This window comes from Pararobbsia alpina, assembly GCF_965118125.1.
Classification (GTDB): Bacteria; Pseudomonadota; Gammaproteobacteria; order Burkholderiales; family Burkholderiaceae; genus Pararobbsia; species Pararobbsia alpina_A.
This window is the reverse complement of the sequence record NZ_OZ221287.1, coordinates 227200-250068: the sequence shown is the minus strand read 5'-3', so window position 1 is coordinate 250068 and position 22869 is coordinate 227200. Positions and strand designations below refer to the sequence as shown.

Annotated in this window: 19 protein-coding genes; 18 read left to right on the top strand and 1 reads right to left on the bottom strand. The window is 61.8% G+C overall.

Annotated features, from left to right (window positions below):
• Nucleotides 1-67 precede the first annotated feature (67 nt).
• The 18 genes from ACMFWR_RS01020 to ACMFWR_RS00935 all read left to right on the top strand — a co-directional run bounded on the left by ACMFWR_RS01020 (nt 68) and on the right by ACMFWR_RS00935 (nt 19801).
• Nucleotides 68-1300, top strand: a complete 1233-nt coding sequence (locus ACMFWR_RS01020; protein WP_413193210.1) for an ABC transporter substrate-binding protein — start codon at nt 68-70, stop codon at nt 1298-1300.
• Nucleotides 1301-1324: 24 nt separating this feature from the next.
• Nucleotides 1325-2209 (top strand): branched-chain amino acid ABC transporter permease, encoded by an 885-nt coding sequence (locus tag ACMFWR_RS01015; protein ID WP_413193209.1) that lies wholly within the window; start codon nt 1325-1327, stop codon nt 2207-2209.
• Nucleotides 2210-2217: 8 nt separating this feature from the next.
• A complete protein-coding gene (locus ACMFWR_RS01010) occupies nt 2218-3207 on the top strand; it encodes a branched-chain amino acid ABC transporter permease (protein ID WP_413193208.1) in 990 nt (329 codons plus the stop codon).
• An 829-nt stretch (nt 3208-4036) separates the two neighbouring features.
• The gene (locus tag ACMFWR_RS01005) at nt 4037-5182 is read left to right on the top strand and encodes an ABC transporter substrate-binding protein (RefSeq protein ID WP_413193207.1); all 1146 of its coding nucleotides are present in this window, start codon (nt 4037-4039) and stop codon (nt 5180-5182) included.
• Between the two features lie 913 nt (nt 5183-6095).
• A complete protein-coding gene (mnmG, locus tag ACMFWR_RS01000; protein ID WP_413193206.1) occupies nt 6096-8078 on the top strand; it encodes a tRNA uridine-5-carboxymethylaminomethyl(34) synthesis enzyme MnmG in 1983 nt (660 codons plus the stop codon).
• Nucleotides 8075-8785, top strand: coding sequence for a 16S rRNA (guanine(527)-N(7))-methyltransferase RsmG (gene rsmG / locus ACMFWR_RS00995; RefSeq protein WP_413193205.1), 711 nt, complete (start codon nt 8075-8077; stop codon nt 8783-8785). The genes mnmG and rsmG overlap by 4 nt, the downstream gene beginning before the upstream one ends.
• Nucleotides 8786-8802: 17 nt before the next feature.
• Entirely contained in the window at nt 8803-9570 is a 768-nt protein-coding gene (locus tag ACMFWR_RS00990; protein ID WP_413193204.1) for a ParA family protein, read from the top strand.
• Between the two features lie 58 nt (nt 9571-9628).
• Complete coding sequence (locus ACMFWR_RS00985) at nt 9629-10528, top strand: ParB/RepB/Spo0J family partition protein (RefSeq protein WP_413193203.1); 900 nt, start codon at nt 9629-9631, stop codon at nt 10526-10528.
• A 143-nt stretch (nt 10529-10671) separates the two neighbouring features.
• Nucleotides 10672-11778 (top strand): SLC13 family permease, encoded by a 1107-nt coding sequence (locus ACMFWR_RS00980; RefSeq protein ID WP_413193202.1) that lies wholly within the window; start codon nt 10672-10674, stop codon nt 11776-11778.
• A 471-nt stretch (nt 11779-12249) separates the two neighbouring features.
• Nucleotides 12250-12759 carry an ATP synthase subunit I gene (locus ACMFWR_RS00975; RefSeq protein ID WP_413194719.1) on the top strand — a complete coding sequence of 170 codons (510 nt, stop codon included), beginning with the start codon at nt 12250-12252 and terminating at the stop codon, nt 12757-12759.
• A gap of 61 nt (nt 12760-12820) precedes the next feature.
• Nucleotides 12821-13669, top strand: coding sequence for a F0F1 ATP synthase subunit A (gene atpB, locus ACMFWR_RS00970; RefSeq protein ID WP_413193201.1), 849 nt, complete (start codon nt 12821-12823; stop codon nt 13667-13669).
• 90 nt (nt 13670-13759) lie between these two features.
• Nucleotides 13760-14029, top strand: a complete 270-nt coding sequence (gene atpE, locus ACMFWR_RS00965; protein ID WP_007180033.1) for a F0F1 ATP synthase subunit C — start codon at nt 13760-13762, stop codon at nt 14027-14029.
• Nucleotides 14030-14176: 147 nt separating this feature from the next.
• Entirely contained in the window at nt 14177-14647 is a 471-nt protein-coding gene (locus tag ACMFWR_RS00960) for a F0F1 ATP synthase subunit B (RefSeq protein WP_413193200.1), read from the top strand.
• Between the two features lie 2 nt (nt 14648-14649).
• Complete coding sequence (locus tag ACMFWR_RS00955; RefSeq protein ID WP_413193199.1) at nt 14650-15189, top strand: F0F1 ATP synthase subunit delta; 540 nt, start codon at nt 14650-14652, stop codon at nt 15187-15189.
• A gap of 125 nt (nt 15190-15314) precedes the next feature.
• On the top strand, nt 15315-16856 hold the full coding sequence (gene atpA / locus ACMFWR_RS00950; RefSeq protein ID WP_413193198.1) for a F0F1 ATP synthase subunit alpha: 1542 nt from the start codon (nt 15315-15317) through the stop codon (nt 16854-16856).
• 72 nt (nt 16857-16928) lie between these two features.
• Nucleotides 16929-17837, top strand: coding sequence for a F0F1 ATP synthase subunit gamma (gene atpG / locus ACMFWR_RS00945; RefSeq protein ID WP_413193197.1), 909 nt, complete (start codon nt 16929-16931; stop codon nt 17835-17837).
• A 60-nt stretch (nt 17838-17897) separates the two neighbouring features.
• The gene (gene atpD, locus ACMFWR_RS00940) at nt 17898-19295 is read left to right on the top strand and encodes a F0F1 ATP synthase subunit beta (protein ID WP_413193196.1); all 1398 of its coding nucleotides are present in this window, start codon (nt 17898-17900) and stop codon (nt 19293-19295) included.
• Between the two features lie 80 nt (nt 19296-19375).
• Complete coding sequence (locus ACMFWR_RS00935) at nt 19376-19801, top strand: F0F1 ATP synthase subunit epsilon (RefSeq protein WP_413193195.1); 426 nt, start codon at nt 19376-19378, stop codon at nt 19799-19801.
• Nucleotides 19802-20080: 279 nt separating this feature from the next.
• Here ACMFWR_RS00935 and ACMFWR_RS00930 read toward each other — a convergent pair whose 3' ends face one another.
• Nucleotides 20081-22702 carry a DUF6600 domain-containing protein gene (locus ACMFWR_RS00930; RefSeq protein WP_413193194.1) on the bottom strand — a complete coding sequence of 874 codons (2622 nt, stop codon included), beginning with the start codon at nt 22700-22702 and terminating at the stop codon, nt 20081-20083.
• Nucleotides 22703-22869: the final 167 nt, after the last annotated feature.

The window sequence follows — 22869 nt, the reverse complement described above, 5'->3', positions numbered from 1 at the left end:
AGACTGACCCGGGGATCCATTTCCAGCGAACTGCTTCAGAGTACTGTTTATCGGGGGAGACACCGCCATGACGAAGTACCAGCCAGTTGCCTTTGCCTCACGCACGCGTATTGCCGCAGCCGCCGCGATCGCAGCGCTTGGCGTCATCACTGCCTTGCCGGCCCATGCAGCGGACGACGCTGTGAAGATCGGCCTGATCACGGACATGTCGGGACTGTATGCCGATATCGACGGGCAGGGCGGCGCCGAAGCGATCAAGATGGCCATCGCCGATTTCGGTGGCAAAGTCCTCGGCAAGCCGATCGACTTCGTCTCCGCCGATCACCAGAACAAGGCTGACGTCGCTGCCTCGAAGGCGCGCGAATGGTTCGATCGCGACGGCGTGACGATGCTCGTCGGCGGCACGAACTCGGCCACCGGTCTGTCGATGAATACCGTCGCCGGCGAAAAGAAGAAGGTCTACATCAACACGGGTGCCGGCGCCGATACGCTGACCAACGAGCAGTGCACGCCGTACACGATTCACTACGCCTACGACACGATGGCGCTCGCGCGCGGGACCGGCACGGCCGTCGTCAAGCGCGGGGGCAAGTCGTGGTTCTTCCTGACGGCCGACTACGCTTTCGGCAAATCGCTCGAGAAGAATACGGCAGCGGTCGTGAAGTCATCGGGCGGCACGGTAGTCGGCGATGTGCTGCACCCACTCAATGCATCGGACTTCTCGTCGTTCCTGCTGCAGGCTCAGGCATCGAAGGCGCAGATTCTCGGTCTGGCCAATGCCGGTGGCGACACGGTGAATTCGATCAAGGCCGCGAAGGAATTCGGCATCAACAAGACGATGCAGCTCGCCGGCCTGCTGATGTTCATCTCCGACGTGCACAGCCTCGGTCTCGAAGCCACGCAAGGCATGTATGTGACCGACAGCTGGTACTGGAACAAGGACGACGCAACGCGCAAGTTCGCGTCGCGCTTCTTCGACAAGACGCGCAAGGAACCGACGAGCGTGCAGGCCGCCGACTACTCCGCGGTCATGACCTATCTGAATGCAGTCAAGGCGGTGGGCAGCACCGATTCGGACAAGGTGATGGCGCAGATTCGCAAGACGAAGATCAACGACTTCTATACGCAGGGCGGCTATGTGCGTGAGGATGGCGTGATGGTCCACAACATGTACCTGATGCAGGTCAAGAAGCCGAGCGAGTCGAAAGAGCCGTGGGACTACTACAACGTGGTCGAAACGATTCCGGGCGACCAGGCGTTCGGCACGAAGGCGGAAACGCGCTGCGCGTTGTGGAAGTAAGCGAGTTCTGAGGCGCCACTCCGCATGGACATCTTCGGCATTCCGCTGCCCGCCTTGTTAAGTCAGCTGCTGCTCGGGCTCGTCAACGGATCGTTCTACGCGATCCTGAGCCTCGGGCTCGCCGTGATATTCGGTCTCCTGAATGTCATCAACTTTGCGCATGGAGCGACGTTCATGCTCGGCGCGATGTGTGCATGGATGGGGCTCGAGTATGCGGGGCTGCCGTACTGGGCGATGCTGGTGATCGCCCCGGTCGTCGTCGGTATCGCGGGAATGGTTTTCGAGCGCTTGCTGCTGCGCTGGATCTACCAGCTCGATCACCTGTATGGCCTGCTGCTCACGTTCGGGCTCACGCTGGTTGTCGAGGGCGTGTTCCGCGCGATCTACGGATCGTCGGGCCAGCCTTATCAAGGCCCCGCATTGCTCGCCGGTGCGACCGATCTGGGATTCATGGTGTTGCCGAACTACCGCGCGTGGGTCGTCGTGGCCTCGCTCACGGTGTGTTTTGCGACGTGGTTCCTGATCGAGAAGACACGCCTCGGTGCGTACCTGCGTGCGGGCACGGAGAACCCGAAGCTGGTCGAAGCATTCGGCATCAACGTGCCGCTGATGGTCACGTTGACCTACGGTTTCGGCGTGGCGCTCGCTGCGTTCGCAGGCGTGCTCGCAGCGCCGGTGATCCAGGTGTCGCCGCTGATGGGGCAACCGATGATCATCACCGTGTTCGCAGTGGTCGTGATCGGGGGCATGGGGTCGATCTTCGGCGCCATCGTGACCGGCCTGCTGCTCGGGCTCGTTGAAGGGCTCACGCGGGTGTTTTATCCCCAGGGTTCGGCGACGGTGGTGTTCGTGATCATGGCGCTTGTGCTGCTCGTGCGGCCCGCCGGGCTGTTTGGCAAGGAGCGATAGGGGACGTCATGCTCAAGAAGACGCTATACGCCTTGCTGCTCGTGGCGCTGATCGTGGCACCGCTGGCCGGTGTGTATCCGGTGTTCGCAATGAAGGTGCTGTGCTTTGCGTTGTTCGCGAGCGCATTCAATCTGCTGATCGGCTATACGGGTTTGTTGTCGTTCGGTCATGCGGCGTTTCTGGCCACCGCGGGATACACGACCGGCTATGCCATCAAGACCTGGGGCTTCACGCCGGAGCTCGGTGTGATTGCCGGCACGCTCGCAGCACTCGTGCTGGGCGCGGTGACGGGGTTCTTCGCGATCCGGCGCCAGGGCATCTACTTCGCCATGATCACGCTGGCGCTCGCACAACTCGTCTACTTCATCTTTCTGCAGGCCTCGTTCACGGGCGGGGAGGACGGGCTGCAAGGCGTGCCGCGCGGCCGGTTGTTCGGCGCACTCGATCTTGGGTCGGACACGACGCTCTACTACGTGGTGCTGGTGGTCGTTGCGCTGGCTTTTGCCTTGATCGTACGGATCGTGCATTCGCCGTTCGGCCAGGTGCTGACTGCGATCCGGGAGAACGAACCTCGTGCGGTGTCGCTCGGGTATCAGGCCGACACGTTTAAGTGGCTCGCATTTGTTTTGTCGGCGGGGCTGGCGGGATTCGCGGGGGCGCTCAAGACGCTCGTGCTCGGCTTCGAGACGCTGGGTGACGCGTACTGGACGATGTCGGGCCTCGTCGTGCTGATGACGCTCGTCGGCGGCATGGGCACCTTGTTCGGACCCATCGTGGGTGCGCTGGTGATTGTCACGCTTGAAGATCGCCTGGGCGATATCGGCACGGCGCTGGCTTCGCTGACGCATATCGAGGCGTTCGAGTCTCTGGGCGAGTCGGTCACGACGGTGACGGGGCTGATCTTTATCGTCTGCGTGCTGGCATTCAGGCGGGGCATCGTCGGAGAGATCGTCGCGCGCGCAGGAGCGGCGTTGGGCGGTTCGAAGGCGCGTCCGTAGGCAAAGACTCAGGTAGAGGCTGCGAGACGCGCAGAGGGCCGTTTTAAAACTCGCTCTCTGCTTTTCGGCGCAATCAGGCTCCAAAGCGGTGCGCGCGGAGGGCGGGTGCACCACCTAGGGTAAATGCTAGGTTGCTGGGGGTGTCATGCTTGTTTAATCTTCGAGCCAGTTCGATGCACCGCATTTATTTGAGGTGGGGAACGAGGAGACAATAGGGTATTAAGCCCGCGAAAAAGCGCTGTTGGATATCCAACAGCGCTTTTTTATTTTCTGCGCGATTTAAGTGGTTGATTTTCAACAAGAAAGTTCTTTGTCGCGTTGATTTTGCTTGGGTTCCGCTTCGATTCTGCTTCGAATCCGTGTCGGTCGACAGTGCCGTGGTTGCCTATATTGCGGGCACTCGACCTCTCCATTTCCCTCGAATCACTCGCAGCCGTTCTCGGTCAATCGTCGATTTTTTCGCCATCCAGCTCGATTTCCTCGCAGTCATTTGCCGCGAAAATCGAAGCCTCTCCGAATCTTTTCCCTTCATTTTGCCGGCTCGACGAAATCGTCATCGGCACGCTATCGGCATTTCAGGCAGGATTCAGTTCCCGGCATTCACCTTGAAATGCCGCATTTCTTTTATCCGGAACACAAGAATATGAGTTCGTTTGTCGGTCTGGTTTTGCGCGATTTGATGCGACTTATTTCTGGGCAGTCCTCATTGCCGACTTCTGGGGTTGGCGATGCATTTTCCGTTCGCGGTCGCGCGCGGGGTGCAAACGCGGCGACGGTTCGCGGCGAGCTGAAGTCGGATCGCCATTCTTTGGAGGGTGGCCGTGGATGGTTGCAAGTCACCCGGATTGCTGCGCTCGCTGTGGCGGCGACGACCGGAACGATCGCACATGCGCAGGTGAAGATTGGTGTCGTTGTGTCGGCGACGGGACCTGCGGCGTCGTTGGGGATTCCTGAGAAGAACACGATCGCTTTGTTGCCGCAGACGGTCGGTGGCAAAACGGTGACGTACATCGTGCTCGACGACGCGAAGGATTCGACGAAAGCGGTGCAGGCGTCGCGCAAGCTGATTACGGAAGACCACGTCGACGCGATCGTGGGATCGACGGTGACGCCGAATTCGCTGGCCATGCTGGATGTGGCCGCAGATGCGCACACGCCGATGATTTCCATGGCCGCGTCTCAGGCCATCATCGCGCCGATGGATGCGAAGCGTGCGTGGGCGTTCAAGACGCCGCAGAACGATAGCCTGATGGCTGACGCGATTGCGACGCAGATGCAGAAGCAAGGCGTGAAGTCGGTGGGCTACATCGGGTTCGCGGACGCCTACGGCGAGAACTGGCTGAAGGAGTTCACGGCGGCGGCATCGGCGCACCAGATCAAGATCGTCGCGTCGGAACGTTATCAGCGCGCGGACACCTCGGTGACGGGGCAGGTGCTCAAGGTGATGAGCGCGCATCCGGATGCGGTGTTGATCGGGGCATCGGGGACGCCGGCAGCGCTTCCCGAACGTACGCTCAAGGAGCGTGGATTCACCGGCAAGCTCTATCAGACGCATGGTGTCGCCAATAACGACTTTCTGAGAGTGTGCGGAAAGGACTGCGACGGAACGTGGTTGCCTGCAGGTCCGCTGCTCGTGGCTGAGCAGCTTCCGGACTCGAATCCGGTCAAGCATTCGGCACTCGAGTACAAGCAGGCGTACGAGAAGGCCTACGGTGCCGGAAGCGTGTCGACGTTCGGCGGCCATGCCTGGGACGCGGGTCAGTTGCTTGCGCACGCAATTCCGGAAGCGCTTGCCAAGGCTCAACCTGGTACCGACGCGTTTCGCTCGGCGTTGCGTGACGCGCTGGCCAACCAAAAGAACCTTGCCGTGTCGCAAGGCGTTATCAACATGACGGCGGACGACCACAACGGGTTCGACGCACGAGCGCGTGTGATGGTCGAGATCGATGGCGGGAAGTGGAACTTGAAGGAATGAGTTTGTCGGGTCGAGGATTTGTGTAGTTGGTAAGCAGTGAATCCGAGTCGCAACGCCGAAGTTGAAGATCGCGTCTAGTGACCAAGGCTGAAGACACCGAGTGATACACGACCCGGGCGCGTGCGCTGAAGAAGTTCGGCACACGCGCCCGTTTTGTTTTTTGCGGGCGGGTGGCGACGGATGGGTGTGGGGTTGGTGTTTTTCGAGCGGGGCGGTGGAGGTATTGGTCTGGCTGCCGATGGGGCAACGAGGCGTGGCTGGTGCGGGGTTGTTTCACGTGAAACAGTAGCGGTGGGGCGGTGGCGTGCCGGTGGACGGTGGGGCCATTTTGAAGCTGGCGCGTATTAAGCGTGGGGCGTTCCAAGTTGGTGGAACGTTTTCTATGCGCGCGTCGGGACGCCACGCGCGGATCCTCCAGCTGTGGTTTGCCGGGGCGTTTGATAGGCAACGTGCGAGCCGATCGCCGGGTAATCTGGCAGCCAGGCGGCGCCGCATATAACGTGGCGTAGATGTCGGGCGGGGCTGTCGCCGAACAATGTAGAAGCACCGTCGACCGATCGACCCGACTCGCCCGATCGGTTGCCCGAATCCTCCGGGATCTATGTTTCACGTGAAACATGGGCCGTGGGCAGGCAGTTGAACGGCGGGCGTCCTCTGTGGTTCTGCACAGTGGCGATGCCGACGGACCGAGCTTGCAGAGACGCACCGGCGATTGAATTTGGGGATCACCGGCCTCATTTGAGACGCCCGCAGCAATAAATCAGCGCAGCGCGCGCGAGCCGGCGACATGTTTCACGTGAAACATGCCGTCGTCCGAACAGCTATGCTTTCGCTGGTCGGCGACTGCGTCCACTCGAACCGTTATAATTCGCCTACATTTTTCAGTCGGTCTGCGCATGTGCGCGGAGCCATCATGCTTTATCCCACAGAATTTGACGTTATCGTCGTCGGCGGCGGGCACGCCGGTACCGAGGCCGCGCTCGCATCGGCGCGCATGGGCAGCAAGACGCTGCTCCTGACACACAGCATCGAAACGCTCGGACAGATGAGCTGCAATCCGTCGATCGGCGGCATTGGCAAGGGTCATCTGGTCAAGGAAGTCGACGCCCTTGGCGGGGCGATGGCCGCAGCGACGGACGAGGCGGGCATTCAGTTTCGCATTCTCAACTCGTCGAAGGGGCCGGCCGTTCGGGCAACACGTGCGCAGGCGGACCGTGTGCTGTATCGCAAGGCCATTCGCAGCCGACTCGAGAATCAGCCCAACCTGTGGCTTTTCCAGCAGGCAGTAGACGATCTGATCGTCGAAGGTGATCGTGTTGTCGGTGCCGTCACGCAGGTCGGCGTGCGCTTTCGCGCGCGTGCCGTGGTGCTGACCGCGGGTACGTTCCTCGACGGGAAGATCCACGTCGGCCTGAATAACTACACGGGCGGGCGGGCAGGTGACCCCGCTGCGGTCACGCTGTCGTCGCGCCTCAAGGAGCTCAAGCTCCCGCAGGGCCGACTCAAGACGGGCACGCCGCCGCGCATCGACGGCCGCACGATCGACTTCTCGAAGCTCGAGGAACAACCGGGTGACCTGGATCCGGTGCCGGTTTTCTCGTTCCTCGGCCGCGCCGACCAGCATCCGCAACAAGTGCCGTGCTGGATCACCCACACGAACGAACGCACGCACGACATTATTCGTGGCGGCCTCGATCGTTCGCCGATGTACACGGGCGTGATCGAAGGCGTCGGCCCGCGCTATTGCCCGTCGATCGAAGACAAGATTCATCGCTTCGCGAGCAAGGAATCGCACCAGATCTATCTGGAACCGGAAGGGCTGACCACGAACGAGTTCTACCCGAATGGCATCTCGACGAGCCTGCCGTTCGACGTTCAGCTCGACCTCGTTCACTCGATGGTTGGCCTCGAACACGCGCATATCCTGCGTCCCGGTTACGCGATCGAGTACGACTACTTCGACCCGCGCGGACTGAAGGCGTCGCTCGAGACAAAGGTCATCGAAGGTTTGTTCTTCGCGGGCCAAATCAACGGGACGACGGGCTACGAAGAGGCGGCTGCGCAAGGCCTTCTGGCCGGCATGAACGCCTCCCTGAAGACGCAAGGGCGCGATGCGTGGGTGCCGCGCCGCGACCAGGCCTACCTCGGCGTGCTCGTGGACGACCTGGTGACACGTGGCGTGTCGGAGCCGTACCGCATGTTCACGAGCCGCGCTGAGTATCGCTTGAGCCTGCGCGAAGACAATGCCGACATGCGCCTGACTGAGGTCGGACGCGAACTCGGCTGCGTCGACGACACGCGATGGGCCGCCTTCGAGGCGAAGCGCGAAGCTGTTTCACGTGAAACCAAGCGACTCCGTACAACGTGGGTCAACCCGAAAACGCTGCCCGCCGCGGACTCCGAGGCTTTGCTTGGTAAGGCGATCGATCACGAGCATAACCTTGCGGACCTGCTGAAACGCCCGGGCGTCAGCTACGAAGCATTGATGTCCCTGCGCAACGGCGAGTTTGCACCGCCGGAGCCCTTGGTGCCTGATGCGGTCATGGAAGCTCAAGTCCGCGAGCAGATCGAAATCGGCATCAAGTACCAAGGCTATATCGATCGCCAGGCGGGGGAAATCGAGCGGAATGAGGCGCACGAAAACACGCGCCTCCCGACGGATCTCGACTACGCCGAAGTCCGGGGCTTGTCGTTCGAAGCACGTCAGAAGCTCAATCAGTTCAAGCCTGAAACCATCGGACAGGCGTCCCGGATTTCAGGCATCACGCCTGCCGCGATCTCACTGTTAATGGTGCACTTGAAGAAGGGTCTCGCGCGGCGTGGCGCGTTGGCCAGCAATGATGGCGGCTCGAGCAGTGCAAGCCAGAACGCGACCGACGGACGGTCGCGGCAATGACGGGTACGACGCATCGAAACCATCGCGCATCCGCAGATACGGCCGCGCTCAGTGATCTGCTGGATGAGGGCGTGGCAACACTCGGGCTCGACCTCACGAGCGAGCAACGCGGCAAGCTCCTCGAATACGTCGCGCTGCTCGGGAAATGGAACGCGGTCTACAACCTGACCGCGATCCGTGATCCGCGGCAGATGATGATTCAGCATGTGCTCGATTCGCTCGCGATCCTGCCGGCGTTGAGTGCAGGCGGTGCCTCGACGCGTGAACTCGACGTACTGGACGTCGGATCGGGCGGCGGTCTTCCCGGCACGGTGCTCGCTGTCGCGAATCCGGCCTGGCGCGTCACGCTCAACGATATCGTGCAGAAGAAGAGCGCGTTTCAGACCCAGGTCAAGGGCTCGCTCGGCCTGCCGAATCTGTTTGTCGTTAACGGCCGTGTGGAATCGTTGAAACCCAGTATCGACGTACCGCGACCGTTCGATATCATCGTGTCTCGCGCCTTTGCCGAGCTCGTCGACTTCGTCGAGCTGTCGAGAGGTGTGCTGGCGCCCGGCGGCCGGATCTGGGCCATGAAGGGCGTACGGCCGGATGAGGAAATCGCACGCCTGCCCGCCGACGCTGAAGTGCTGCAGATCATTCGCCTGAATGTGCCGGCCCTCGATGCCGAACGCCATCTGGTCGAAATTCGTATCCCATCCCACAGCTGAGCAACTGGACGAGCTGAATGAAGATTTTTTGCGTCGCGAACCAGAAGGGCGGAGTCGGCAAAACCACAACAAGCGTCAATCTTGCCGCGAGCCTGGCGTCGCATGGTCAGCGCGTCTTGTTGATCGATCTCGATCCGCAAGGTAACGCGACGATGGGGAGCGGGATCGACAAGAGTCAATGCGAAACGACGGTGTACGAAGTGCTCGTCGATGGCGCATCGATCGCGGATGCCGCCGTCAAGGCGGAAGCCGCGGGCTACGACGTATTGCCGGCGAACCGCGAACTCGCCGGTGCCGAAGTCGAACTCGTCACGCTCGAAGCTCGCGAGAAGCGACTCAAGCAGGCGCTCGATGCGGCGGCGGGAACCTACGATTTCGTTCTGATCGATTGCCCGCCTGCGCTGTCGTTGCTGACCCTCAATGGCTTGTGTTCGGCCAACGGCGTGATCATCCCGATGCAGTGCGAATACTTCGCGCTCGAGGGTCTGTCCGATCTCGTCAACACGATCAAGCAGGTGCACGCCAATCTGAATCGCGACCTCAAGGTCATCGGTTTGCTGCGCGTGATGTTCGACCCGCGCGTCACGTTGCAGCAGCAAGTCTCGGAGCAGCTCAAGGAGCACTTCGGCGACAAGGTGTTCGACGCAGTAATCCCGCGCAATGTGCGACTGGCCGAGGCGCCGAGCTATGGTCTGCCGGGTATCGTTTTCGACCGGGCATCGCGTGGCGCACAAGCGTATCTGCAGTTCGGCAGCGAGATGATCGATCGTATCCGCACGTTGTGATCGGGATAGCGCGATCGAACTGAAAGCTATTTGTAAAAAAGATTCTCGGAACATTGCCATGAATGCAGCAGCTGTCAAAAAGAAGGGCCTCGGCCGCGGCCTTGAGGCCCTCCTGGGCGGGAGCACGGATATCACCGAAGCCGTACGCCAGGAAGGCGTGCCGACCACGCTGCCGCTCCAGCGTCTGCAGGCGGGTAAGTATCAACCGCGCACGCGCATGGACGAGGGCGCACTCCAGGAGCTCGCTGCGAGCATCCGCGCTCAGGGGCTGATGCAGCCGATTCTCGTGCGTGGCGTCGGCGGCGAGCAATACGAAATCATCGCGGGCGAACGCCGCTTCCGCGCCGCGCGTCTCGCGGGGCTCACGGAGGTGCCGGTGCTCGTCAAGGACGTGCCGGACCAGGCCGCCGCCGCCATGGCGCTGATCGAGAACATCCAGCGCGAAGACCTGAATCCGCTCGAAGAAGCGCAGGGCATTCAGCGCCTGCTCGACGATTTCAGCTTTACCCATGAGCAAGCCGCCGAGGCGGTGGGGCGTTCGCGCAGCGCTGTATCGAATCTGTTGCGTCTGCTCAATCTGGCGACGCCCGTGCAGACCATGCTGCTCGCCGGCGACCTCGATATGGGTCACGCGCGCGCGCTGCTGTCGGTCGACGCGGCGTCCCAAATCACGCTTGCAAACCAGGTCGTGAATAAGCGCATGTCGGTCCGCGAAGCCGAAAAGCTCGTTGCCGACGCGCTCAAGCCGGGTCCGAATGCAGCACGCCGTGCGAAAGCGCCGGGCGCGAACGATCGTGACGTGCAACGTCTTGAGGAAGAGCTTTCCGATCTTCTGGCGGCCGCCGTCAAGATCAAGATGGGCCGACGCGGACGCGGGCAGGTCACCATCGACTTCGGCGACCTCGACTCGCTCGAAGGCATTCTGGGACGATTGCGTGGCGGCGAGGCTGCAGCGTAATACGTAACCGCGATGCGCACGGTTAAAGTGTGACCGTGCGCACAACGGTTTCATATGCTGTGGAGTATCGTTAATTCGGGCCAGGAACTTGCTGCTGAGGATCCGCCTGCCGTCCATCGCTCAGCGTCTCTGTTTGCCCACTCATGCGCCCAGTCATTGCGTTTATCAAACGCGAAGCCGTATTGATCGTGCTGCTTGTCGCGTTGATCGCGCTACAAGCCGCTCATCCGCAGCCGTGGCATGCGTTAGCCGGCATGATCGACCGCGAGACGATGCTCACGCTTGGCGGCCTGCTGGTGCTGACCAAGGCCATCGAGCAGACGGGCGCGATGAACTGGGCCGCGCATCGCTTGCTGCACCGCGTGCACAGCGAACGCGGACTCGCGATCGTTCTGGTGCTTTTCGCAGCGGGTCTTTCGACGGTGTTGACGAACGATGTCGCGTTGTTCGCGGTCATTCCCGTCGCCATCTCGATTCAGAAGCTTGTCGAGATGTCGCTGCGCCGGCTGGTCTCGGTCATCGCGCTGGCGGTCAACGCCGGATCCATCCTCACGCCGCTGGGGAATCCGCAAAACCTGTTTCTGTGGCACGCGAGCGGGGTGTCGTTCGGCGCCTTTGTCTGGACCCTCACACCGCTGACGATCGCGCTGATGGCCGGCTTGCTCGTGCTGACTGCGATGTTGTTCAAGTCCTGCGCGCTCGACATACCGGATGACGCGCAAAGCGCGCCCGTCGATCGCGCGGCGCTTGCCCGTGCGGCGACGCTGTTCGTCATCTTCGTCGTGCTCGCCGATCTTCACCATGCCGCCATCGGGTGTGCGATCGTGCTCGTGCTGATCGGCCTGACGCGCTGGCGTGCGATTGTCGAAATCGACTGGCTGCTCCTGCTCGTCTTTGCGCTGATGTTCGTCGTCTTGCGTTCAGTGGCGAACCTGCCGATCGTGCATGACGCATGCACGCATGCGAACCTCGGCGAGCCGCTGCATGCGTTCTTCGTCGCCGCGATAACCTCGCAGGTCATCAGCAATGTGCCGGCGGCGATTATGCTCGAATCGTTCACAAAGACATGGCAGGCTCTGGCCTACGGTGTCAGTGTCGGCGGCTTCGGGTGGTGCATCGGATCGCTGGCCAACCTGATCGCCATGAGGCTCGCGCCGGTCAAGGGCTTATTCTGGCGCTTTCATGTCGTGTCCGTGCCGTTCTTCGTTTTCGCGCTCGTGGTTGGCGCGTGGTTGACCCGATGGATTTGAGTTCAGGAAGCGCGCAAGCTGCGCTCTCGTTCCACGTATCGACAAGGAGAATCAAAACCGTCTTGACAAGGTCCGTGCGAAGCCTCATAGCGTTTACGTAAGCCTTTCATTGGCAAGGGTTTCCTCATGTTTTTGGCGCGCGTAAAGGCTTGAATTGCCTGTAAGAATCACTTACAATCGCCCGGATTTATTTGCGCGACACAGTCGAAAGCTGAGCGAAAGCTCGGTTGGTTATTGGGGACATGGATGGCCGGCGGCGAGTCGAACGACATGAGCAGGAACACGTTCGATGAGGACTCCGCAAAGGCGCCGGGATTCGAGTCGGGCAATGCGTCGCAGACGCACCCTTCATCGGACGGCGAGGCATCGCGAGCGCTGCACCGTTCAGCGCACGAGGCCGCGAGTTCACGCATGATCGACCCTTCCGCAGCAAACCACACCGGGCAGCAGCGATCACCGCAGCAAGATGCCATGGCCGAAGGCCGCCGTGATTCCACGGCGAGTTCGCAAGCCACGAGCGTTTCGCCGGCCGCAGCTCACGACGACTGGGATGTCGAGCAGCAAGACAACAATATCGTTCCGCTCACGCGTGTCGAAGCCGAGCAGTTGTTCGGTGCCGATGTGAGCCGTCCATCGCGTGTCACGCCCTTCAAGGTGGTGGCGGCGCAAATGGTTGTGTCCCTGGTTGCGGCCCTGATCTGCTGGCTTTTTTTGAGCCAGCCAGGCGAAGCCGCGCGATCGGCACTGTTGGGCGGAGCGGTTTGCTGGATACCGGGCGCGTTGTTCGCGTTACGCCTGAGGAGGGTTGGCCATCAGCAGTCAGTAATGGGACTGATGGTCGGCGAGGCGATCAAGATGGGGGTGACGGTGACCATGTTCGTGGTCATCGCAGAGTTCGTCCCCGATGTTCGCTGGCTGCCGTTGCTGTTGACCTACCTCGTTGCGCTGAAGACCTATTGGGTCGCGCTGGCGTTGCGCTGATACCCCCCGGGTGCCCAGCACGCGGGATCGACAATTTTACTATTTGGGGTGTTTGACAGACATGGCCGCAGCCGAACCGCATACCTTGGATCCGTCCGAGTACATCTCGCACCACCTGACCAATTTCGCGAACAAGCATCAGACGAGCATCGTCGACTTTTCGGTCTGGAATTGGGACACGTTGTTCTGGTCGATCCTGATGGGTCTGGTCACGATCGGCATTCTTCATCTCGCAGCGCGCAAGGCATCGCCGGGCGTGCCGGGCCGTTTTCAATGCGCGATCGAAATGCTCGTTGAAATGGTCGAAGACCAGTCGAAGGCCATGATCCATGGCAATCGCCGCTTTATCGCTCCGCTCGCGCTGACCGTGTTCGTCTGGGTCGCGCTGATGAACTCCCTCGACTTCCTGCCGGTTGACCTCGCAGGCCGCATTCTCGGCTGGGTGGGTCTGTCGGGCAGCATCGACCATATGCGCATCGTGCCGACCGCCGACCTCAACGGCACGCTCGGTATCGCGCTCGGCGTGTTCGTGCTCATGATCTATTACAACTTCAAGATCAAGGGTGCGGGCGGCTTTATCCACGAACTCCTGTCGGCACCGTTCGGTAATCATCCGCTGCTGTGGCTGCCGAACCTGCTGCTCAACATCATCGAATTCCTCGCCAAGACCATCTCTCTCGGGATGCGGCTGTTCGGCAACATGTATGCCGGTGAACTGCTGTTCCTGCTGATCGCGCTGCTCGGCTCGATCTGGAGCTTTGGCGCGGATACGTCGGTGCTCGGTTTTGTCGGTCACGTGATTGCAGGTAGCGTGTGGGCGATCTTCCACATTCTGATCGTGCTGCTGCAAGCCTTCATTTTCATGATGCTGACGCTCGTGTACCTCGGACAGGCGCACGACGCGCACTAAGCAGAGACAGTCAGCGACACGGTTTCAGGTTTCACCCATTTTGGTTTTTTGGTTTTTCAAGTTCTTAAGACTTTTCACAAAGGAGTGATCATGCAAGCTTTTATCGCCAACATCCAAGGTCTGACCGCCATCGGTATCGGCATCATCATCGGCCTGGGTGCTATTGGCGCCTGTATCGGTATCGGCCTGATGGGCGGCAAGTACATCGAAGCATGCGCACGTCAGCCTGAACTGATGAACCCGCTGCAAACGAAGATGTTCCTGCTGGCTGGTCTGATCGACGCTGCATTCCTGATCGGTGTCGGTGTTGCAATGCTGTTCGCGTTCGCGAACCCGCTGCTGTCGAAGCTCGCAGGCTGAGCGGACTCGGAAGTCCTCGCCCCGCTCTGAAATGACGGGGACGGCGAAGCAGGAAAACGCGCGGGACACCGGGTTCGCGAATGCGCCGAACCGGCCCGCGCTTTCCATTGAGCCATCCATCCGACCAAGACACAGTAAGGAAACACCGTGAATCTCAACGCAACCCTGCTCGCGCAAATGGTCGTGTTCCTGATCCTCGCGTGGTTCACGATGAAATTCGTGTGGCCGCCGCTGATCAAGGCACTCGACGAGCGTTCGCAGAAGATCGCCGATGGGCTCGCCGCCGCTGAAAAGGGCAAGGCAGAGCTCGACGCCGCGAACAAGCGCGTCGACCAGGAACTCTCGCAGGCACGTAACGAAGGCCAGCAGCGCATTGCGGACGCGGAAAAGCGCGCGCAAGTCGTTGCCGAAGAGATCAAGCGCAATGCGCAGGCGGAAGCCGCACGCATCGTCGCCGCTGCGAAGGCTGATGCCGACCAGCAGATCATCAAGGCGCGTGAATCGCTGCGTGGTGAAGTCGCGGCCCTGGCCGTGCGCGGCGCGGAGCAGATCCTCAAGCGCGAGATCGACGCGAACGCTCACGCCGAGCTGCTGAACCAACTCAAAGCCGAGCTCTGATCATGGCCGAACTTGCCACCATCGCCCGCCCGTACGCTGAAGCGCTGTTCGATGTCGCCAAAAGCGGTGATCTCTCGCAATGGTCCGACTTCATCAACGAGCTCGCCGCGTTCGCGGAGCAGCCCGAGCTGCTGTCGGTCGCAGGCAATCCGAAGGTCGGTCGTGACCAGCTTTTCAAGCTGATCCTGTCGCTGTCGAAGTCGCCGCTCGCGAATGATGCGCGCGCACAGAACTTCGTGCGCGCGATCGTCGACAACCATCGTCTCGATGCGCTGTCGCAGGTCGCCGAGCAATTCGACACGCTCAAGAACGCGCAGGAAGGCGCCGCCGATGTGATCATCGACAGCGCGTTCCCGCTCGAAGGTCAGCCGCTCACCGAGCTCGTCGCGACGCTGGAACGCAAGTTCGGTCGCAAGCTGAAGCCCCAAGTGAACGTCGATCCGTCGCTGATCGGTGGTGTGCGGGTGACGGTCGGTGACGAAGTGCTGGATACGTCGGTCCGTGCGCGCCTTGCCCAGATGCAGGTCGCGCTGGCCGCCTGACGCGAAGAATCTTTGGCCGCGAGAAGTCTCGCGCCGCGCGCTCCGTGCAAACCGTACGGGCCCCGCGACCAGGCGACCCGTGCGAAGCCGCAGGCACGCAACAGAATTGAACATTAGGAGCGAACATGCAACTCAATCCCTCTGAAATCAGCGAGCTGATCAAGAGCCGGATTCAAGGTCTCGAATCCGGCGCAGACGTTCGCAATCAGGGTACGGTCATCTCGGTGACCGACGGTATCTGCCGCATCCACGGTCTGTCGGACGTGATGCAAGGCGAAATGCTCGAATTCCCGGGCAACACGTTCGGCCTCGCACTGAACCTCGAGCGCGACTCCGTCGGCGCCGTGATTCTGGGCGAATACGAACACATTTCGGAAGGCGACACCGTCAAGTGCACGGGCCGCATTCTCGAAGTGCCCATCGGCCCGGAAATGATCGGCCGTGTGGTCGACGCACTGGGTAACCCGATCGACGGCAAGGGCCCGATCAACGCCAAGCAAACCGACGCAATCGAAAAGATTGCACCGGGCGTGATCTGGCGTAAGGGCGTGTCGGAGCCGGTTCAGACGGGTCTGAAGTCGATCGACGCGATGGTGCCGATCGGCCGTGGCCAGCGCGAACTGATCATTGGCGACCGTCAGACGGGCAAGACCGCCGTCGCTGTCGACGCGATCATCAACCAGAAGGGCAAGAACCTCTTCTGTATCTACGTCGCGATCGGCCAGAAGGCTTCGTCGATCATGAACGTCGTGCGCAAGCTCGAAGAACAGGGCGCGATGGAGTACACCGTCGTCGTCGCCGCTTCGGCTTCGGAATCGGCCGCGATGCAATACATCGCACCGTACGCCGGCTGCACGATGGGCGAATACTTCCGCGATCGCGGTCAAGACGCCCTGATCATTTATGACGATTTGACCAAGCAAGCCTGGGCATACCGTCAGATCTCGCTGCTGCTGCGCCGCCCGCCGGGCCGTGAAGCGTATCCGGGTGACGTGTTCTATCTGCACTCGCGTCTGCTCGAGCGTGCGGCTCGCGTCTCGGAAGAGTACGTCGAGAAGTTCACCAACGGTGAAGTCAAGGGCAAGAGCGGTTCGCTGACGGCACTGCCCGTCATTGAAACGCAGGCCGGTGACGTGACCGCGTTCGTTCCGACGAACGTGATCTCGATTACCGACGGTCAGATCTTCCTTGAAACCGACCTGTTCAACGCCGGTATCCGTCCTGCAATCAATGCAGGTATCTCGGTGTCGCGCGTCGGTGGCGCTGCTCAGACGAAGGTCGTGAAGAAGCTGTCGGGCGGTATCCGTACCGACCTCGCACAGTACCGTGAACTCGCCGCATTCGCGCAGTTCGCATCGGACCTCGACGAAGCGACCCGCAAGCAGCTCGAGCGTGGCCGCCGCGTGACGGAACTGCTCAAGCAGCCGCAATATCAGCCGCTGCAAGTGTGGGAACTGTCGGTTGCGCTGTACGCCGCGAACAACGGCTACCTCGACGACCTCGAAGTCAACAAGGTGCTCGACTTCGAAAAGGGCCTGCGCGATGTGCTGAAGAGCAAGCACGCAGACCTGATTGGCCGCATCGAGGACAAGAAGGAACTCACGAAGGAAGACGAGCCGCTGCTGGCTGCGGCAATCGCTGACTTCAAGAAATCCGGCGCCTACTGATCTAACAGCGAACTGATCATGATCCTGCAAGGTGTGCGGCTTGCCGCGCACCGAGCGAACAAGGAGTAGGCAATGGCCGGAATGAAGGAAATCCGCGGCAAGATCAAGAGCGTGCAAAACACGCGCAAGATCACGAAGGCGATGGAAATGGTCGCCGCATCGAAGATGCGCCGCGCGCAGGAACGCATGCGTCACGCGCGTCCGTATGCCGACAAGGTCCGCGACATCGCTGCCCACATGGCGCAGGCGAACCCCGAGTACAAGCACCCGTTCATGGTCAAGCATGGCGGTGCGAAGCAGGCGGGGATCATCCTGGTCACGACCGACAAGGGTCTGTGCGGCGGTATGAACACGAACGTGCTGCGTGCCTCGCTGAACAAGTTCAAGGAACTTGAGCAGAAGGGTCTGCAGATCGAAGCAACGGCGATCGGCGGCAAGGGTCTCGGCTTCCTGACGCGTCTGAAGGCGAAGATCGTGTCGCAAGTCGTGCAGCTCGGCGACACGCCGCACCTCGAGAAGCTGATCGGCGCGGTCAAGGTGCAGCTCGATGCGTATGCAGCGGGCCAGCTCGATGCGGTCTATATCGCCTACACGCGCTTCATCAATACGATGAAGCAGGAAGCGGTGATCGAGCAGCTGCTGCCCCTCGACGAGCGTTTCGGCGAGCGTGACAGCGCAGGCGGTGCCGGTCCTTCGGCAGGCGTCGAAGGCGCGCAGAAGCATTCGTGGGATTACCTCTACGAACCCGATGCGCAGACCGTCGTCGACGATTTGCTCGTGCGGTACGTCGAAGCACTGGTTTACCAAGCGGTGGCTGAAAACATGGCGTCCGAGCAATCGGCGCGCATGGTCGCGATGAAGGCAGCGTCCGACAACGCGAAGACGGTCATCCACGAATTGCAGCTGGTTTACAACAAGAGCCGCCAGGCAGCGATCACGAAGGAATTGTCGGAGATCGTCGGCGGCGCCGCTGCGGTTTAACGCTTCGCTGCGCGGCCGTGCCGCGCGCGACACATGAATCAAGTATCGAAAGGAAAAGCGATGACTACTGCTACTGCTTTGGTAGAAGGCAAGATCGTCCAGTGTATCGGCGCCGTGATCGACGTGGAATTCCCGCGCGAAAACATGCCGAAGATCTATGACGCGCTCATTCTCGAAGGTTCGGAACTGACGCTCGAAGTTCAGCAACAGCTGGGCGACGGCGTGGTTCGTACGATTTGCCTGGGTTCGGCGGATGGTCTGCGCCGCGGCCTGACGGTGAAGAACCTTGGTCACGGTATTCAGGTCCCGGTCGGCACGCCGACGCTGGGCCGCATCATGGACGTGCTGGGTCGTCCGATCGACGAAGCCGGTGAAATCAGCCACGAAAACGTGCGCACGATTCACCAGAAGGCGCCGGCGTTCGACGAGCTGTCGCCGTCGACGGAACTGCTCGAAACGGGTATCAAGGTGATCGACCTGGTCTGTCCGTTCGCGAAGGGCGGTAAGGTCGGTCTGTTTGGCGGTGCCGGTGTCGGCAAGACCGTCAACATGATGGAACTGATCAACAACATCGCGAAGGAACACGGTGGTTACTCCGTGTTCGCCGGCGTGGGCGAGCGTACCCGTGAGGGCAACGACTTCTACCACGAAATGAAGGACTCGAACGTTCTCGACAAGGTCGCGCTGGTGTACGGCCAGATGAACGAGCCGCCGGGCAACCGTCTGCGCGTCGCGCTGACCGGTCTGACGATGGCCGAGCACTTCCGTGATGAAGGCCGTGACGTGCTGTTCTTCGTCGACAACATCTACCGTTTCACGCTGGCCGGTACGGAAGTGTCGGCACTGCTCGGCCGTATGCCGTCGGCAGTGGGCTATCAGCCGACGCTGGCTGAAGAAATGGGCCGTCTGCAAGAGCGCATCACGTCGACCAAGCAAGGTTCGATTACGTCGGTGCAAGCCGTGTACGTCCCTGCGGATGACTTGACCGACCCGTCGCCTGCGACGACCTTCGGTCACTTGGACGCAACGGTCGTGCTGTCGCGTGACATCGCTTCGCTCGGTATCTACCCCGCAGTTGACCCGCTCGATTCGACCTCGCGTCAGATCGACCCGAACGTCATCGGCGAAGAGCACTACACGACGACGCGTCGCGTGCAGGTCACGCTGCAGCGCTATAAGGAACTGCGCGACATTATCGCGATTCTGGGCATGGACGAACTGTCGCCGGAAGACAAGCTGTCGGTCGCCCGCGCACGGAAGATCCAGCGTTTCCTGTCGCAGCCGTTCCACGTTGCAGAAGTGTTCACGGGCGCACCGGGCAAGTACGTTCCGCTCAAGGAAACGATCCGCGGCTTCAAGATGATCGTTGATGGCGAGTGCGACCACCTGCCGGAGCAAGCGTTCTACATGGTCGGCACGATCGACGAAGCGTTCGAGAAGGCCAAGAAGATCCAGTAACGGCCGCGGCCTGAGGCGATGCCGTCCGGTACGTCGAATGACGAAGGACGGTGTCGCACAGGCAGCAAGCAGGAGTCGATATGGCAAGCATCAAAGTAGACGTCGTCAGCGCGGAAGAGCAGATCTTCTCGGGCCAGGCGAAGTTCGTCAGCCTGCCCGGCGAAGCGGGCGAGCTGGGTATCCTGCCGGGGCACGCGCCGCTGATTACGCGCATCCGCCCGGGTACGGTCGAGATCGAAACCGACAACGGTCAGACGGAACTCGTCTTCGTTGCGGGCGGCATTCTCGAAGTGCAGCCGACCAATGTCACCGTGCTGGCCGACACCGCGATCCGCGGCAAGGACCTGGACGAGGCAAAGGCCGAGCAGGCACGTCGTGCTGCTGAAGAAGCGTTGCAGAACACGGGCGCGAACCTCGAATACGCAACGGCGCAAGCCGAGCTCGCGTATGCGACGGCTCAGCTCGCGGCAATTCAGCGTCTGCGCCGCCGCCGCGGTCAGCAGTAAGCGCTTCGAGCCCGGTGTGATGCCGGTGCTCAGCAGGACGTAAAAAAGGCAGCCGAGAGGCTGCCTTTTTTGCTTTGTGGCCCGGGGTTTCGAACCCGGCGGCGTATGAAGCGAGTCGCATCACGAACGCCAAGACCGACGACATCCGAATCACCATTCGATCGTCGCCGCAATCCATCTCACCCCTTCACCTCTACACGGAACGCTCTTCGTCGGGGCGACCGCGCTGACCACACGGCGTGAGACAAGCGGGTGCGTCAAACGCACCCGCCCGACCGGTTAGCCGCGATGCTCCTCGCGGCCGTGACCGCTGTTCGACTGCTGGTCACGATGGCCTTGCTCGTGTTGCTGCGGTTGCGGATGGGGCTGCTCGCGCGGTTGTTGCTGCTGCTGACGTTGTTGCATCTGCTGCATCTGTTGCTGGCGTTGTGCTTGCTGGGCCTGCTGAGCTTGTTGCGCGCGCTCCTGTTGCTGAGCCTGCGCTTGCTGAGCGCGTTCCTGCTGCTGACGCTGTTGCTCCTGCTGCTGGCGTTGCTGCGCCTGCATCTGCTGCGCACGTTGTTGCTCTTGCTGCTGACGCTGCTGTTCCTGCGCCTGCTGCGCACGCTGTTGCTCCTGCTGCTGACGCTGCTGCTCTTGCGCCTGCTGGGAACGCTGTTGTTCCTGCTGTTGACGCTGCTGCTCCTGCGCCTGCTGGGAACGCTGTTGCTCTTGCTGCTGACGCTGCTGTTCCTGCGCCTGCTGCGCGCGCTGTTGCTCTTGTTGCTGACGCTGTTGTTCCTGCGCCTGCTGGCCGCGTTGTTGCTCTTGCTGAGCCTGCGCTTGCTGGGCGCGTTGCTGCTCCTGAGCCTGCTGTGCGCGTTGCTGTTCCTGCTGAGCCTGCTGGCCGCGCTGCTGCTGCTCTTGCGCTGCCTGTTGCTGACGCCGCTGTGCTTCTTCCTGCTGCGCATTCGCCTGGCCACCCGGTTGACCACCCGGCTGCATGCCCGGACGACCCGGCTGTTGCTGCATTGCGCTCGGCGGACGCGGGACACCGTTGCCCGGAGCGGCGCCCGGACCTTGTTCAGGACGACCGGCCTCTGCCTGACCGCGCATGGCGTTCGGCACGTTCGGCTGGCCGGGCTGTCCTGCCTGCGGACGCGGCGGTTCACCCTGCGGGCCCGGACGTCCGGGTTGGCCCGGCTGGCCCGGTTGACCGGCCTGAACCCGCTCCGGCGCATGGCGCTCGGGCTGAACGACGCGGAAGCCCGGCTGCCCGCCGACGCGCGCCTGCGGTTGCGCCACCGGCGTATTCGGACGACCTGCGACCGCGGCAGGACCAGGTACACGCATATACGTTGCCGGCGGCGCCGTGCGAACCACCGGCTGACCGGCACCCGGCACGGTGCCGCGATTGCCGTGCGCAAAGTTCTGCGCAAGCGTGTCGTGGTACGCGTACGGGGTCGGCGGCGTACGCGTCGCGATGACCTGACGCTGACCGACCGCTTCCGGCGGGCGATAGTTCGCCGGGCGCAGCGCGCCACCAAAACTCTGGCGGACCGGAGCGATCGCCGGCGCACCCGCACCGAAGGTCGCGCGCTGAATCTGCGCGGCCTGCATCGGCTGACCGTAGCGACGCGTGTCCTGACCATGCACGAACTGGTTGGCCGGCATGCCCATCACGGCGCCCGGCACATTGCGGTTCACATACGTGATGTGGTTGTTGTTGATGATCGTCGTGTTGTTGACGATCGTCGTGCGGTTCACGTAGTTCACGCGGTTGAAGTAGCCGGGGCTGTAGTGGTACGCCGGGTGCCATGGTTCGTTCGGACCGAGCGCAAGCCAGGCGACGCCCGCCGTAGCCACCGCGCCTACTGCGAGCGAGACGTTCCAGCCGCCATTGCCTCCACCGACGAACGCGACCAGTGCCGGCGAGTAGCACGGCGGTGCTGCGGCGACGACCGGGCCCGGCACCCAGGCCCAGTTGTTATGCCAGTAAGCCCAGCGACCGTAGTGGAAGGGCGCAAAGCCCCATGGCGCGTCGTCAACCCAGGTCCAGCCCCAAGGCGCCACCCAAGCCCAGTGACCCTGGTGATAGGGCGCCCAGCCTGCCGCGACCCGCGGCACCCACACCTCGCCGTAATCGGGCGACTGCTCCCACGACCCGTTCGCATCGAGATCCTGATAACCGGGGATGTCGCGTGAGACGTAGCGCGCGGATGGCGAACCGTCTTCCGTGCGGTCGCGCGAGTACGCCCATTCGTCGAACGGGTCCAGCGCCTGCGCGTTGCCGCCGCCGGTCTGCTGGAGATTGGTACCGCTGAAGGTCATTTGCTGGCCGGCGCCAAGCTGGACCGAACCGTTGTCGCCATAGACGATTGCGGAACCGTCGCGCACCGTCACCGTCGTGGTTGCACCGTCGGGCGAGGCGTCGACGCGGTAGATACCCGGGCCATTCGCCTGCAGCGCGAGGTTCGGTGTGTCGATCTCGAGCGACTGACCGGCGGGGAGTTCGCGGACACGTGTCTCGAGCGAACCCTGCGCGACTTTGAGCTGCGCATTCTGGTCGTCGAGATTGACGATGCTCATCGACGTCTGCGAACCCAGGCGCAGGGCGGTCGAGCCGATATGGAGTTCCGACCGGCCACCGTTGTCGACCCACACCTGATCGCCGGTTGTCATCGGGCGATTGAGTTCCGCGTAGGCCCAGTCCGTGCCGCCGGCGGGCTCCATGGTCACCGTGCCATCAAAATAGTTCAGCCGCGCCACACGCCCCGGCGGATCGCCGACCGGCGCGGCCCCGCCATCGAGCTGAGTGGCGGGAGGAGGCGCTTCCTGCCCGAATGCGGCGCTTCCGATCGCGGCAAGCAGAAAAGTCAGCGATACGGCGCGCGCGATACGCCATGTTTGGGGCTTGTTCATCGTTTCTCCGGGCGTCCTGTTCGAGATGTCGGACGTATTCAGCGTAACGCCGCAAGATCATTTCAAGATGACGTGCTTTGTAACGCGAATGCACGCGCTTGTAACAAGGTATGAAGTGATTTAGTCCTATCACCCGTTTGCGCGCATGCCACTACCGTCTTACTAAA

Coding starts and splice junctions, on each gene's coding strand:
- ACMFWR_RS01020 (WP_413193210.1), top strand. CDS start 68: ATGACGAAGTACCAGCCAGTTGCCTTTGCCTCACGCACGCGTATTGCC.
- ACMFWR_RS01015 (WP_413193209.1), top strand. CDS start 1,325: ATGGACATCTTCGGCATTCCGCTGCCCGCCTTGTTAAGTCAGCTGCTG.
- ACMFWR_RS01010 (WP_413193208.1), top strand. CDS start 2,218: ATGCTCAAGAAGACGCTATACGCCTTGCTGCTCGTGGCGCTGATCGTG.
- mnmG (WP_413193206.1), top strand. CDS start 6,096: ATGCTTTATCCCACAGAATTTGACGTTATCGTCGTCGGCGGCGGGCAC.
- rsmG (WP_413193205.1), top strand. CDS start 8,075: ATGACGGGTACGACGCATCGAAACCATCGCGCATCCGCAGATACGGCC.
- ACMFWR_RS00990 (WP_413193204.1), top strand. CDS start 8,803: ATGAAGATTTTTTGCGTCGCGAACCAGAAGGGCGGAGTCGGCAAAACC.
- ACMFWR_RS00985 (WP_413193203.1), top strand. CDS start 9,629: ATGAATGCAGCAGCTGTCAAAAAGAAGGGCCTCGGCCGCGGCCTTGAG.
- ACMFWR_RS00980 (WP_413193202.1), top strand. CDS start 10,672: ATGCGCCCAGTCATTGCGTTTATCAAACGCGAAGCCGTATTGATCGTG.
- ACMFWR_RS00975 (WP_413194719.1), top strand. CDS start 12,250: ATGGCCGAAGGCCGCCGTGATTCCACGGCGAGTTCGCAAGCCACGAGC.
- atpB (WP_413193201.1), top strand. CDS start 12,821: ATGGCCGCAGCCGAACCGCATACCTTGGATCCGTCCGAGTACATCTCG.
- atpE (WP_007180033.1), top strand. CDS start 13,760: ATGCAAGCTTTTATCGCCAACATCCAAGGTCTGACCGCCATCGGTATC.
- ACMFWR_RS00955 (WP_413193199.1), top strand. CDS start 14,650: ATGGCCGAACTTGCCACCATCGCCCGCCCGTACGCTGAAGCGCTGTTC.
- atpA (WP_413193198.1), top strand. CDS start 15,315: ATGCAACTCAATCCCTCTGAAATCAGCGAGCTGATCAAGAGCCGGATT.
- atpG (WP_413193197.1), top strand. CDS start 16,929: ATGGCCGGAATGAAGGAAATCCGCGGCAAGATCAAGAGCGTGCAAAAC.
- atpD (WP_413193196.1), top strand. CDS start 17,898: ATGACTACTGCTACTGCTTTGGTAGAAGGCAAGATCGTCCAGTGTATC.
- ACMFWR_RS00935 (WP_413193195.1), top strand. CDS start 19,376: ATGGCAAGCATCAAAGTAGACGTCGTCAGCGCGGAAGAGCAGATCTTC.
- ACMFWR_RS00930 (WP_413193194.1), bottom strand. CDS start 22,702: ATGAACAAGCCCCAAACATGGCGTATCGCGCGCGCCGTATCGCTGACT.